Annotated in this window: 12 protein-coding genes; 8 read left to right on the top strand and 4 right to left on the bottom strand. The window is 54.3% G+C overall.

Translation table 11 applies throughout. From position 1 onward, the window contains the following. The first annotated feature begins 5 nt into the window (after window positions 1-5). Together cobO and VFO10_RS13445 are read left to right on the top strand one after the other, a co-directional pair. Complete coding sequence (gene cobO, locus VFO10_RS13450) at window positions 6-518, top strand: cob(I)yrinic acid a,c-diamide adenosyltransferase (RefSeq protein WP_325140935.1); 513 nt, start codon at window positions 6-8, stop codon at window positions 516-518. Then, the gene (locus VFO10_RS13445; protein ID WP_325140933.1) at window positions 518-1,909 is read left to right on the top strand and encodes a cobyrinate a,c-diamide synthase; all 1,392 of its coding nucleotides are present in this window, start codon (window positions 518-520) and stop codon (window positions 1,907-1,909) included. Before cobO ends, VFO10_RS13445 begins: the two co-directional genes overlap by 1 nt. Here VFO10_RS13445 and VFO10_RS13440 read toward each other — a convergent pair. Next, complete coding sequence (locus VFO10_RS13440; RefSeq protein ID WP_325140931.1) at window positions 1,906-3,141, bottom strand: serine hydrolase domain-containing protein; 1,236 nt, start codon at window positions 3,139-3,141, stop codon at window positions 1,906-1,908. The two genes, VFO10_RS13445 and VFO10_RS13440, sit on opposite strands and share 4 nt — an antisense overlap. A 103-nt stretch (window positions 3,142-3,244) precedes the next feature. Between VFO10_RS13440 and VFO10_RS13435 the strand changes: the two genes are divergently transcribed. Together VFO10_RS13435 and VFO10_RS13430 are read left to right on the top strand one after the other, a co-directional pair. Continuing rightward, window positions 3,245-5,083: a 7TM-DISM domain-containing protein gene (locus VFO10_RS13435; protein ID WP_325140930.1), complete on the top strand. Its 1,839-nt coding sequence runs from the start codon at window positions 3,245-3,247 to the stop codon at window positions 5,081-5,083. 75 nt (window positions 5,084-5,158) lie between these two features. Further along, window positions 5,159-5,320 carry a hypothetical protein gene (locus VFO10_RS13430; protein ID WP_325140928.1) on the top strand — a complete coding sequence of 54 codons (162 nt, stop codon included), beginning with the start codon at window positions 5,159-5,161 and terminating at the stop codon, window positions 5,318-5,320. Here VFO10_RS13430 and VFO10_RS13425 read toward each other — a convergent pair. The 3 genes from VFO10_RS13425 to VFO10_RS13415 form a co-directional block, all read right to left on the bottom strand. Next, window positions 5,317-5,895 carry a YdeI/OmpD-associated family protein gene (locus VFO10_RS13425; RefSeq protein WP_325140927.1) on the bottom strand — a complete coding sequence of 193 codons (579 nt, stop codon included), beginning with the start codon at window positions 5,893-5,895 and terminating at the stop codon, window positions 5,317-5,319. The two genes, VFO10_RS13430 and VFO10_RS13425, sit on opposite strands and share 4 nt — an antisense overlap. A 107-nt stretch (window positions 5,896-6,002) precedes the next feature. After that, window positions 6,003-7,586, bottom strand: coding sequence for a hypothetical protein (locus VFO10_RS13420; RefSeq protein ID WP_325140926.1), 1,584 nt, complete (start codon window positions 7,584-7,586; stop codon window positions 6,003-6,005). A gap of 5 nt (window positions 7,587-7,591) precedes the next feature. Further along, window positions 7,592-9,784, bottom strand: a complete 2,193-nt coding sequence (locus VFO10_RS13415) for a leucine-rich repeat domain-containing protein (protein ID WP_325140924.1) — start codon at window positions 9,782-9,784, stop codon at window positions 7,592-7,594. A gap of 982 nt (window positions 9,785-10,766) precedes the next feature. Here VFO10_RS13415 and folE point away from each other — a divergent pair. From folE to VFO10_RS13395, 4 genes are read left to right on the top strand one after another with little or no spacing between them, the layout of a single operon-like run. Then, window positions 10,767-11,318 carry a GTP cyclohydrolase I FolE gene (gene folE / locus VFO10_RS13410; protein ID WP_349259367.1) on the top strand — a complete coding sequence of 184 codons (552 nt, stop codon included), beginning with the start codon at window positions 10,767-10,769 and terminating at the stop codon, window positions 11,316-11,318. A 12-nt stretch (window positions 11,319-11,330) separates the two neighbouring features. Next, window positions 11,331-11,984 carry a helix-turn-helix transcriptional regulator gene (locus VFO10_RS13405; RefSeq protein WP_325140921.1) on the top strand — a complete coding sequence of 218 codons (654 nt, stop codon included), beginning with the start codon at window positions 11,331-11,333 and terminating at the stop codon, window positions 11,982-11,984. A 20-nt stretch (window positions 11,985-12,004) separates the two neighbouring features. Further along, on the top strand, window positions 12,005-12,517 hold the full coding sequence (locus VFO10_RS13400; protein ID WP_414697033.1) for a DUF4142 domain-containing protein: 513 nt from the start codon (window positions 12,005-12,007) through the stop codon (window positions 12,515-12,517). Next, entirely contained in the window at window positions 12,517-12,858 is a 342-nt protein-coding gene (locus tag VFO10_RS13395) for a plastocyanin/azurin family copper-binding protein (RefSeq protein ID WP_325140917.1), read from the top strand. Before VFO10_RS13400 ends, VFO10_RS13395 begins: the two co-directional genes overlap by 1 nt. The last annotated feature ends 205 nt before the right edge of the window (window positions 12,859-13,063 follow it).

The raw sequence follows: 13,063 nt of genomic DNA, 5'->3' as shown, positions 1-13,063 counted from the left end.
TGAGTATGGGACAGATTTTGGTTTATACCGGCCAGGGCAAGGGCAAGACCACGGCCGCTCTGGGTCTTGCCTTTCGAGCCCTGGGACGCGGTCATCGCGTGGGCGTCGTGCAGTTCATCAAAGGCAAATGGATGACTGGCGAAAGGCATCAGGCTGCTCGGACGGAAGGACTTGATTTTCATGTGATGGGCGAAGGTTTTACCTGGGAAAGTGAAGACCTGACGCGCGATCAGCAAGCAGCACGAAAAGCCTGGGAAAAAAGTCGGGAGTTGATCCAGGGGGGCGCGCATCAGGTGGTGATACTTGATGAGATCACCTATGCGATACACTATAACTGGCTCACGCTGGATGAGGTGCTGGAAACGCTCGCGTCGCGACCTGCCGGCACGAGTGTGGTACTGACCGGTCGTCATGCGCCGCAGGGACTGATGGATGCGGCTGACTGTGTCACTGAAATGAATAAGGTGAAACATCCCTTTGATCAGGGCCAGAAGGCTTTGGTGGGAGTGGATTTCTGATGCATTCCATTCCGCGACTTGTGATTGCCGGCGGTGGCAGTGGGGTGGGCAAGACGACTCTCGTTGCGCTTCTGGCTCTGGCCTTTCGCGCCCGTGGTTTGCGGGTCCAGTGTTTCAAATGTGGACCGGATTATCTGGATCCCACTTGGCATAAGCGCGCAAGTGGACGGGAACCGCAGAATCTTGATAGCTGGATGATGGGACGCGAGGCCGTCCTGCAGACCTTTGTCGATGCCACGGTCGAAGCCGATATTGCTTTGATTGAAGGCGTCATGGGGCTTTTCGATGGGGCTGAGCCCACCCGTGATGTGGGTTCGACAGCCGAAATTTCCCGTATTTTAAAGGCTCCCGTCGTCTGCGCTTTGGATGCCAAAGGTGTGGCGCGGACGATACTGCCGCTTTATTTGGGATTGAAAAACTTTGATCCAGAGGTAAAAACAGTCGGGCTTTTGGCCAATCGCGTGGGTTCGAAGGGACATCTTGAACTTCTGAAAAAAGCCTGTGGTGATGAACTGCTCGGTGGTCTGCCGAAGGATCCGGCGCTCGCCATTCCGGAAAGGCATTTGGGTTTGCATGCCGCGCTTTCGGATGTTTTTGATGAGGCGCGCATTCAAACCTGGACCAGCCTCGCTCAGGAATGGCTGGATCTGGATAAACTCTGGGAACTGGCGACGGCCGCTCCGGCATTGGAAGCTGCACCCACAAGTGTCAACCTTCCCGAAAAAACGCGCTGCCGCATTGCAGTCGCCTATGACGAGGCCTTTCACTTTTATTACAGTCATAATCTTCAGCTTCTGCAGAAAGCCGGGGCCGAGCTGGTTTATTTTTCGCCGCTCAAAGATCGTGAGCTGCCGCACGATATTCAGGCTGTGATCATCGGCGGGGGATACCCCGAACTGCATGCCGCTGCGCTTTCTGAGCAAAGCAGCATGCGCGATTCGCTGCGGAACTTCGTGGAAGAAGGCGGAACACTTTTCGCCGAATGCGGCGGGCTCATGTATCTCTGCCGCAGCATTCAAACGCTGGAAGGTCATGAGTATCCGATGCTCGGACTTCTGCCGGCCAGGGCCATCATGCAGCCGAAACTCCAGGCGCTCGGATACACCGAGGTCGAGCAGGATGCGGCGACCATACTCGGACCGGCAGGCCTTCGTTTTCGTGCGCATCAGTTCCGTTATTCGCTGCTGGAGGAGGATGAAAAAATTCCAACCGTCTGGCGCCTTCGTGGCAAAAGACAGGGCGCGGTGATTCAGGAAGGGTATGCGCGCGGGCGTATTCTCGCCAGCTATGCGCATGGTCACTGGGCCTCCAATCCTTCGATTGCCGAGCACCTGGTCGCGAGTATCGCAGCTCCCATATCAGGAGCTGCGTCGCGACCAGCTGAACACTAGTCGTCGATCAGCTGATAAACGGACGTCCAAAAGTCACGAATCACAGGGGGAATGTCGAGTCGGGAAGGTCGTCTTTGCGTCATCAAAACTCCGACAAGTTCCTCTTTGGGATCGACGGACCAGGATGTGCCGAAGGCTCCATCCCATCCCAGGCGTCCCGGGTTATCGGCAAGATCCCTGCGCTGCGTGACGATGGAAAGCCCAAGACCCCAACCGCGAATATCCCAGAAATTGGGAAAGAAAGGCGAGAGGGCTTTCTGCTCCGGTGTGATCTGATCGGTCGTCATGAGTTCAATCGCCGATCGCGAAAGAATGCGCTCATGCCCATATTTACTCTTCTTGAGCAACATATGACCGAAGGCCAGCATATCATCGACAGTCGAGACAAGCCCGCCCCCGCCTGATTCAAAGACCGGCGGCTCTGCATACTGACTGTGATCAGGGTCATCCAGCAGAATGAGGTCCGTGCCGGGAAAATTCGAACCATAGCAGAAGGGCAGACGATGGCGCTTCGCTTCGGGAACATGGAAGGCCGTGTCCTTCATTCCCATCGGCCCGAAGATCCTTTCCTGCAGAAAACGGCTCAGGGGCATACCAGAAACGCGAGCGATCAGAACGCCGAGAATTTCAGCTCCCATCTGATACATCCAACGCTCCCCAGGCTGAAAGGCGAGCGGAAGATCCCCTAGCTTGCGCATGAATTCATCCGCGCTCCCCTGGAAGGGCCAGACGCTGAGGGGGAGCTGAGCTTTCACCATCGCGATCTGAAGGGGCGACATCGGGGAAAGAAAGCCGACCTCGCCATAGCCCGATCGAAAGCTGAGAAGATCACGCACGGTAATCGAACGCTTTGCGGGGACCGTGTCTTCCAAAGGCCCGTCCAGATTCTTTAAAACCTTCCGATCTTTCAGCTCGGGAAGCCAGTCCTCCACAGGATCATCCAGTCGAAGGCGGCATTCCTCGATCAGAATCATGGCGGCCACAGCTGTGACCGGCTTGCTCATGGACGCGAGGCGAAACAGGGTATTTGGTTGCATGGCGGTGGGGTTTTGAAATCCAAAGGTTCCCAGAGCCTCCACATGGATCCTGTCCCGATGCGAGACGAGCAGAACAAGACCAGGCAGTTCACCGGAATCCACATAACGCTGCATGGCAAGATGAAGTCTTTGCAAACGTGCGCCTGAGAACGCTCGTTTGGCCAGAGCTGGAGCGCGCATCATAGGCTTTGTCATAGGGCGTATCCTCCAGATTATTGAGCAGGTGAAAATCATGATAAACTGGATGTTCCAGTTCCCGTTGGATCACCATACTATCACTCGTATAAGGGGTGAGTGCTTGCGATACTTGCTTGGCCTCTTGCTTTTTTTGAACAGCGTGAGCGTATGGGCGCAAAGCCCCATTACCGATGTGAACATGCTGGACGTGCCGGCCGGGACCTTGACCCACGAGGATTTTGCAGAGAAATCCAGCGCTCTCAACTGGCATAAGACCTCGAATGGCGCCGGGTTTTTAGCCCGGCCTCAGCGGGATTATTATGTTTCTTTCGAAGCTCCCCAGGGTGATGCCGAGGGTTACCTGCTGCACCTGCCCTTTCGCATGGGGGGTGTGGACGGAACGGAATATACCTTTCAGCTTTTTGTTCTGGAGCATTCCAACCTGCGCCCTGTGCCTCTGCGGGAACATCGTTTCGCGACCTTTGTCGTGGACCCATCCCTTTATGGAAAGCAGCTGCTTCTCAAGTGTCGGACAGGCCCTTTTGCGACCGCCAGCAATCTTGATCTCAGGTTGTTCAAACCACAGGATCTGGAGCGGAAAACGCAAGAGGATCTGTTCTTTCTGGGAATTGTGAATGGCGTGATCGGGATCATGTCGATCTATAACATCGGGCTCCTGCTTCTCTTTCGCAAGTCCTATCTTTTTTACTATGGTCTTTACACGCTGGCGGCTCTTTACTGGTTCAACCTTGCCAGCGGCTTGTTCTGGTACAATACCTTCATGATTCTCTCGTTTCATATGTCCGTGGAAGCCATCCATGTCGCGACCATTCTGTTTTCCTTCCGTGTGCTGCAGGCCCGTGAATATTTTCCCAGGCTCTATCAGCTGAGCCGCTGCATGATCGTCATCAGTCTTCTTCTTCTGGCAACAATGCTCCTCGGCATGGAGCGTTCGATTTACCTTTATTATGCGATGATTCCGGGCTCCTTCCTGCTCTGTTTCATTCTTGCAGTAAAGGCGGCGCGAATGGGAGACCGATCCGCCTATCCCATGCTCCTTGGGTGGGCGGGACTTTGCCTCGGCGTGATCATCAGCTCGCTGCCGGCCTTCATGGAACACGCGCCGATTTTGGAATGGGCCGCTCCCATAGCGATTTCTTTTGAAATCGCCACCTTCAGCTTTGCGATGGGACAGAAGATGCGGACGAGCGAGCTGAGTTTTCAGCGGGAAAATGAACACGCTTTTGCCGAAATGCGCAAGATGATTTATCCCCATCAGTTGGAACGGGTCAGGAAGGGGGAACATCTTGAGGACACCATGCCCACTCATCCCGATCAGGCTTTGGTGATCAGCTTTGATATTATCGGCAGCTCCAAACTCAAAGACAAAAGCGCCCGCATGCTGTTTCGCGAAGTGTTCGCGCGCTGCAACGAGATGATGCTGGAGGGCTATGACGGCAGTGGATTGAAGTCGCGCGCCTATCGCATCAAGGAAATGGGGGACGGCTTTCTCTGTTCGGTCGGCTACCCCTTCGCGGCCCTCAGTCCGAATCCTGCACGGGAAGCTGTAGTGCTGGCCCAGCGTTTTGCCGATGTTCTGGCCGAGGTGGTTCAGACCATGAAGTTTCAGGAAAAGGTGGCCTGTGGCATCGGTATCGCGTGGGATACCATAACCGGATTTTACCCGGAGGCGGGCGCCAAGGAATATGATCTTTACGGCCGCGCGATTGTGCTGGCAACCCGTTATGAAGGCATGCGGAAGGCTCTCTTTGATGGAAAGCGTGAGCAGAGTCTTTTGATTCTGCAGGACAAGGTCGCAGCGGCACTCGATCCCCATGAAATGCAGGGTTTTGAGGTGATTGAACTCGCCGCCCAGGGGCTGGTGGTGCGGGATGATCCCACTGCGACGCGACTCTATGTAAAATGGCTGTCGGGCTATCCAATGTGGCAGATTGCGTGATGGGAAGAGGTTCTTTGGTACTGATCCTGCAAGACTCTTTATGGGACATGGAATCTTGCAACGGAGGACATTGACATGAATTTATGGAATCTATTCGGCCGATCCGCTCCTGCTTATTCCCGGAACCGTGGTGTTGGCGGAGGCCTCAAAGGACTTGCCGCCATCGCCGTGGGACGCTGGCTTTATAAGAAATGGATGTCCAGCCGCTCCCAGAGGCAGGCGGTCCTTCGCGGCTAGCGATCGTTCAGTCCCTTACCTTCCAGGATAAGGGCCATACATTTTTCGATGCGGGAGCGGCGCGTTTCGGACTGCTTCGCGCTGGAAAAATGCAGGATATAAGCCCTCTGCCGACCCGGAGTCAGAGCTTCAAAGGCCTTTTTCAAAGCGGGCTTCTTTTTGAAAAACTCCTTGAGCTCCTCCGGTACGGGTTCAGGGTTTTTCTTGACCGCGACCTTCTGCCCTGATTCCTCGATGGCTACCGCTTCCTTGATGTAGGCCCTGATCGTCGCTTTCAGGCGCGTGATCTCGGCAGACGAGGTGAACTCCATCCGGCGGGCGGACTGGGAGTTCGGACCGTTGTCTTTCAGAACGCCTTTCGGATCCTTCAGCAGTTCACCCTTAAAGAACATGAAACCCAGGCAGCCATTGAAGGGCTGGATTATGGCGATATTCCGAGCTTCATGGGTGTAGCAGGGTTTGCTCCACTTAAAGTCCTCGTCCAGCTTTGCGCTCAGAACGATCGCGCGCAGCGTTTCGATTTCTTCCTTCCACTGTTTCGCCTTTCGTATGAATGAATCGACTTCCGAATGCATGGCTGGCCTCTGCTGTTGAAGGTGCTGCGTTGGTTTTCGATTGATATTACCATAAAAAAACGGCGCCGCCCGAAGGCAGACGCCGTTCACGAAGACTCAACACCCTCTTAGCGTTTTTGGATGGCTTTGTAGTAAAGGCGCTTCAGGTCTGAAAATTCAGGACTGAAGACCAGGTTGCCTGCTCCCCAAAGAAAGTCCGGCCGTGAGTCCGAAAGCCAGCTTCCCCCTATGATGTTGCCATTGACGTCCAGCTCAAGCTTATAGCGGTAGTTCAGAGGCAGGTGGTAACGGCGATCGAGCTGGTTGCCGTTGCCAAAGGGTTCCCAGGCGGGAGCCATTTCCCCTGTGTAATAGAAGGTGGTCGCGATTTCCACTTCCTTGACCGTGCCGGGGGCTGCGGTCGGCGAAATCTTGTCGCCTTCATAGGTCGCGACTTCCTTCGACGTATACGCGGCAGCCGCCTGGTTCCAGACTTCGCGATCGCGGGTGATGTCCGCGACGAAGCTTTGTTTCTGGATACCCACGATGTTCGTCAGGACAAGGTGGAAGGCACCGGCGTTGGTGTCGCTGCAGCCTTTGGTGCGGAAGGATTCTCGGATCCCTTCCAGACGTTCGGCGGGCGTCAGCTTATCGGTTCCCGCCAGCGCCAGGATTTTAGGCGCTCTGCCCACCGCAGCATTGAAATCTTCGATCAGATTGCGATTTGCGTAACGACGCAGGCTCGCGCTGACTTCGTTGAAACGCTTCTGGGCATACTCAGGCGTATCCGCATAAGCAAGAATATAAGGAACCAATCCCATCTTCACAGCAACGTCGATGCTGGTTTCGTTGAAGAGTGCCTCGATGGCCTTCTCCACGGTTTCATTGTTTTTGGACTCCAGACCGCCGAAGACGCCCTTATCCAGACGGCTCACATTGTTCTGGCTGATATCGCTATTGCAGCGGGTACCCATGAAGGTATTGAAGCGAGTCTGATCATTATCGACGTCAATCATATGCGAGAGCAGAGCTTTCACATCCGAAGCGCCGAATTCGACCTTGATCTGATCCTTGCTTTCCACCGTCAGCGCATTCGGCTCCTTGAAAAGGATCGTCGCGGGGGCCCAGGCGTGGCAGATGCCGAACCAGGTTTCGATGGTCTTGCCTTCCTTGTAATCCGGATTGTCCCGCAGCGTCTGCAGAATCCCGGTGCGGGCGCGCTCGGCTTGCACCGTGGTGTATTCAAAGTCACCGCGATAGATATCGTATTTTTCCGCAGGTGAAAGGCTGCGGATCACAGCCTGGCGTTCCTCTTCGGACATGGCCATCAGCTGATCTTTGGAATAGGTGGAATAGCCATAGACTTCGCTTCTCAGCTTCTGCAGATCCGCGTTGTCATCCAGCTGGCCACGATACAGGCGATCCGAGGATCTGGCTTCCAGACGGTCCAGTTCATCGGTCTTTTCCCAGTTCCACCGATGGGCGACGCCGCCCTGATAGGTCGGCCAGTAGTTGTCCGACCAGGGAGCGCGCTCGGGACGACCGCTCTTGGGCAGCGCGGAATATTTCGTTTGAAAGGCGTTCTCGCTCGCCATCATGGTCACGGGATTATTGGCCGCATCCCATTCGTCTTTGACCTGAGATGTCTGAGAGGCCTCACAGCCTGCCAGGAGGGCGAGAAGAAGACCGGCCGCAATTTTTTGATTCCACATCGTGCTTATTCCTGTGTGCAAAGTTTTTTCAGAGGTTGATTGGTGACTTCGCTCTTCTTGCATTCGACGGCTGTGGCATCGGTGAAGAAGAGTTGCATCGCATTCAGCTTATAAACCGGGCTGAAGTCCTGAACGGCCGTGAACTCAACATCCAGATGCTGAAGGTTCTTCAGGGCCGCCAAGGGGCGAAGGTCGCTCAGTTCAGGGTTATCGGTCAGCACGAGTTCGCGCAGGCCGCTGAGGCGAGCCAGAGGCTCAAGGTTGGTCAGCTCATGGCTGGCCATCGACAGTGTGAAGATGCCGTTGCGATAGAGTGCGTTGGTGTTCTGTTCACGCAGAACCTTGTCGAGCAGCACGCAGTCCTTACGAACGCTCAGGGCATCGGCCATGGCCTTGATGGTTTTCTGAACGGCCGCGTTACCCTGCTCGGCGCAGATTTCGGAGAAAGGACGGTAGGCGGAGACGGTCACCTGCTCACGAATGGTTTGTTTCTTGCCTTCCACATCCAAGGCCACGTTCAGAAATCCGGCGCAGGTGGCAAGATTAGGATCAGCGGTGATGTCGGCGAGGACTTCGATGCTGCCTTCCTTCTGAACCGCGGAGAGTTTGCAGCTGGCAGGCGTAAGGTCGGCCAGGCGATGGGCGGTGATGCTCACGTCGGTGACTTTCACATTGCTCGAAAGCTTATAGCCGAGGGTCGCGATGACGTTATCAGGTTTGGAGGCATCCTTCAGAAGGAATTCCTTGAAGGTCAGGCCGATGTAACGAACAGGAACTCTGACAGCCTGAACAGCTTTTTGACCGGCAGCGGATTCCACGGTAATTTCCGTGTCGCACGAAGCGGGCAGAGCTTTTGCGGCGGTCTGAAGTTCGACATCAGCCAGCCACTGGCCGCGGCTCAGATAGAGTCGGAAGCTGCAGCCTTCGGTCGTGGCATTCAGACGAGGAACTTCCTTCGCGGGTCCTTCCAGTTTGAGCTGAGTGACAGCCACAACCCAGGGTTTTTCCGCGGTCAGAGTATCCTTCTTGCTGCCCACGCTCACGAACTTCAGTTCGTCTTCGATCGTGAGTTTCGTCTCGGCAGTGATGGCATCATATTTCGCGGTCAGGGTCACGCTCGATCCAGGAGTCAGCACCTTGGCCACTCCGCTTTCGATCTGGACCTTGGCCGGATCGCTCGATTCGATCACGAGCTTCGCAGGATCGAGGGCGACGGCCTTGTCACCGGCAAAAGCGAGGACTTTCATATCCAGCGAGTCGCCTGCTTTCAATAGAAAGGAATCCTTTTCAAAACTGAGGCGGGTCGGCTCGATCTTGACCTTCGCGAGACTGATCGTCTGAACGAAGTCGCCATACTGAACCTTGACTTTGGCGTCTTCCAGAAGGTCAGCCGACAGCGCAAGCGTGCCGTCGTTCACAGTGACTTTGCCTTCATCGGCAGCTGCGGCTTCGACAGTGAAGCTCAGGTCCGCGGACTTCAGGCTGCCTTTGAACCCTGTCTCGTCGGTGGCTTCCGCAGTCACAGCTGCACTTTCGCCGCCTTTCAGAGTCAGCGCCTGGGGATTGACGGCAAATTCCTTCACTGTAGCCACGCGGCATTCGGTGACGGAATCTTCCGGTTTGAAAACGAATTGGCCATCATCGCAAAGCGCGACAGCCTGATAGGGCTGGCAGGATGCTTGGAAATTGACGAGGGCTTCCTTGAATCTTGGGAATTCCTTGGTTGCACCATCGGCCGTGTCTTCGCAGTTTTTGCGGGGAACAGCAGGATCGGTGACTTCCACAGTGATTTTCAATTCGGCAGTCAGATCCTTCAAGGCAGCTTGGATCACGACGTCACTGGCACTGCCAAGAGCGGTGACATGACCGTCGGCGCTGACTGTGACCTGATCGCTGGAGGACGACCATGTCGCCTGACTATTATCAATGATAAAGGTTTGACCGGACTGGTCCGTACCTTCCAAAGTCAGGAGCAGAGGGGCGCCGCCGACTTTCAAAGTCAAACCATTCGCTTTGATCGTCAGTTTTTCGAGACGCTGACCTTCGCAATTCGCGTCGGCTGCGTCCGCAAGTCCGTTACAGACCCGCGGCTCAGCCGGTGGTGGCAGCGGCTCGTCTCTCTTGTCTGAATCTTTTTTACTACAGCTGATCAGCAGGGACGTCAGTACAAAGGCATAGGGAAGCCTTTTCAAAACCATCGAAGCTCTCCAAAGAAGGGATAAGTCATCACATGTGACTGAGTCGGCGGTAACAGGAAAACCTTATTCCGCCTGTCATTCACTGTGTAAACACTCGGGTTTCACTTATATTGCGTTTGAGGAAAGTCACAAGAGACAAGATCTCAAAGCCGCATGGAACGCAGATCCGAGAGCAAGGCCTGTGCCAGAGTATGAAGTCGGAGGGGTGCTGGAGCTTTCATGGTCTGAAGGTCATCATCCGAAACGAGCTTCCTCAGTCCAAGCCATAAGAACATATTGCGAGCACCAGTGGAGCGGGTTATGCAACCTGCCCATTGCACAGCAGCGGCGGCTGTCACCGCAGGTGGTTCGTGTGCAGCTGACGTTGCCGTGGTAGCGACTACCTGCGCGGTTTCAGTCGCGACTGTAGCCAAAGCAGGTGAGTGTTGTATTCAAGGCGGATGCTGGGGGAATTTTTCATGACACCTTCGAATTTTCTAAGGCGCTTTCTGCTCGCAATAATTTTTACAAGTTCGTTCGTGTCAAGCTCAGGCATTGCTGAGGTCGGGGAAACTTCGCTTACCTTCTCCCGGCTGGGATTGGTTTGAGTTGGCGGGATGATGATCACAGTACTGTGCAAGTTGGTAGAGACAAGCTGGACAAGACTTTGCTTCTTTTTCCCAGTGTTGGATTCGGTCTCAAGATCTGACGTTTCAGGTACCGGGCAGAGAATAAATGGGGCCAGTATGGTCCGCGAGCGGCGTCAGCAGCTTCCCCTATCTTTTGAATCCATGTTCCCATAAGACCCCCTTAAAAAAATAATTAAATTCAATTATAACAGCATCTTAAAATATTTATGACATATTTTAATGTCAAAAATATAGAAATGCCGATAAAAGGAATGAGTCGCGGTTGATGAATAGATTGTCATAGGAGTTGGTTCATGAGTGTTTATACTCCGGGCAAAGTGGATGCACAGATTCAGTCGTCCGTGGAAGATGAAATCGCGCGTCATATTCGTGCTGTGCTGGTCCTGTTGGGAGAAGATCCGAGTCGGGAAGGGCTGTACAAAACACCCGCGCGCTTCGCCAAGGCGATGCTCGACCTCACCAGCGGCTATGCAGCGGATTTTGCCAAGATTACCAATGACGCAGTTTTCACCCAAACGGACAGTGGCATCGTCCTGGTGCGTGACATCGAACTCTTCTCATTGTGCGAACATCATCTGCTCCCTTTCTATGGCAAAGCCCACGTTGCCTATCTGACGAATGACAAAGTCATCGGCCTTTCGAAGATTCCGCGCATTGTCGATGCGTATGCACAGCGTCTGCAGATTCAAGAGAGGCTCTCGCAACAGATTGCCCGGGAGCTTATGGAACAGCTCGCACCACGCGGTGTTGCCGTTATCATCGAGGCTTATCACATGTGCGTGATGATGCGTGGGGTTGAGAAACAGGCGAGCCGCACCGTAACAACTTCCGTCGTGGGCGCTTTCAAAGAGGACACTGAGCTGCGTCGGGAACTGAATGATCTTATTAAAATCAGTGGCACATGAGAGGGGACCAATATGTTGGACACATTCGGCGAACGCCAACAAGTTCTTCTGAGAGCCCTGCATGCGAAAAAAACCGGGCTTACGATCGATGAACTCGCGAGTCAGTTGTCGATCACGAGAACCGCTGTCAAACAGCATCTGACGGCTCTTGAGCAAAACGGATACGTATCCCGGGGATCTCTTCGCTTCGTGACCCGGGGTCGCCCTGGGCGTTCTTTTCAACTCACTGATCGTGGCGTGGATCTCTTCCCAAAGCAGTATTCCTGGTTCTCAAGCCTGCTTTTGGGTCTTCTTAAAGCTGAAGAAGGTGGTGACGGCCTCGCAGCGAGGCTTCGCGATCTTGCGCGCACGATAGCTTCGCAGATGAAGGCGCAGGTCAATGGACTGACGGGTGAGGCACGAACCGAGGCCATCACCAGAATCATGAATGATCTGTCCTACGAGGCCGTGGTCACGCCGGATGCCGATGGCATCATGCCTGCCATTGAAGCCCACAACTGCGTCTATCACCACCTGGCACGTGAGTACCCCGAGGTTTGCCAGTTCGATCTCGAACTGCTCGAGACCCTCTCGGGAGTTTCCGTGGATCATCAGGAATGCATTGTTCGAGGCGGCAATGTCTGTCGCTTTGCTTTTCGTAAATCTCAAGTAGGAGTTAAGGTATGAGAATTCAGAAGCAGCTTTGGATGAGTTTTGGTTTCATCTCCCTGATCTTTGGAGCGTCAGCTCTTCATGCCGCCGAAGGACCGACTGACTCCCAGATCGCCGCCATCGTCGTGACGGCCAACGCAGTGGATATTGATGCGGGCAGGCTCGCCGAAAAAGTTTCCACGAACAAGGAAGTGAAAGATTTTGCCAATCGCATGGTTGTCGACCACAGTGCTGTCAATAAGCAAGCCACGGATCTTGCCGCAAAATTGAAAGTAAAACCCGAGGCGAGTGACTTGAGCAAGAGCCTGGATGACGGCGGGAAGAAGAATCTCGCCAAACTCAAAACTCTGAAAGCGGCGGCCTTTGATAAGGCTTATGTCGACCACGAGGTTGCCTACCACTTGGCCGTGCTCGATACGATAGACAAGACTCTGATCCCAAATGCGAAGAATGCGGAGTTAAAGAGCCTTATCGAAAAAGTTCGGCCAGCAATTGCCGCTCACCTTGAGCATGCAAAACAAATTCAGGCGAAGCTTGGGGCTGGCTGATGAAAACGTTTCTGATGACGCTTTCAGTATGCTTCGCTGCTGGCAATCTATTCACCAGTGCGGTGGGCCATGGCAAACCGAATCGTGAAATTCATCACGTTCGTATCAAAAACATGGTGTTCGAACCCGCATTGCTTCAAGCCAAGGCTGGCGACATGATTCAGTGGACGAATGAGGACATCGTCCCGCACACCGCTACGGGGCCGAATTTTGATTCGGGACCAATTGCTCCGGGAGTAACCTGGACGGTTACATTGAATGAAGCTGGGATTATCGCTTACAAATGCAGCTATCATCCGACGATGGTGGCTCGCGTTCAAGTGTCACCACCTTCCAAATAACCCTGATCGGAACAGGAGAGATCAACGATAACGCGAGGGTTGCCCAAGCCTGGGCTAACTCTCTTTTCTGCGCCCCGGTTTAATCATCGCCCACCTATGGAAACCATCACCTATCGTGAGGCTGCGCGGCGTGCTTCGGTCGTCATGGATCGCTTCCAGATCGCGAGTGAACACGGATCCAAGCGGAACTGCAACGACCTCACCA

Source organism: Oligoflexus sp. (genome assembly GCF_035712445.1).
GTDB lineage: Bacteria > Bdellovibrionota_B > Oligoflexia > Oligoflexales > Oligoflexaceae > Oligoflexus.
This window is presented reverse-complemented; position numbering and strand designations above follow the sequence as displayed.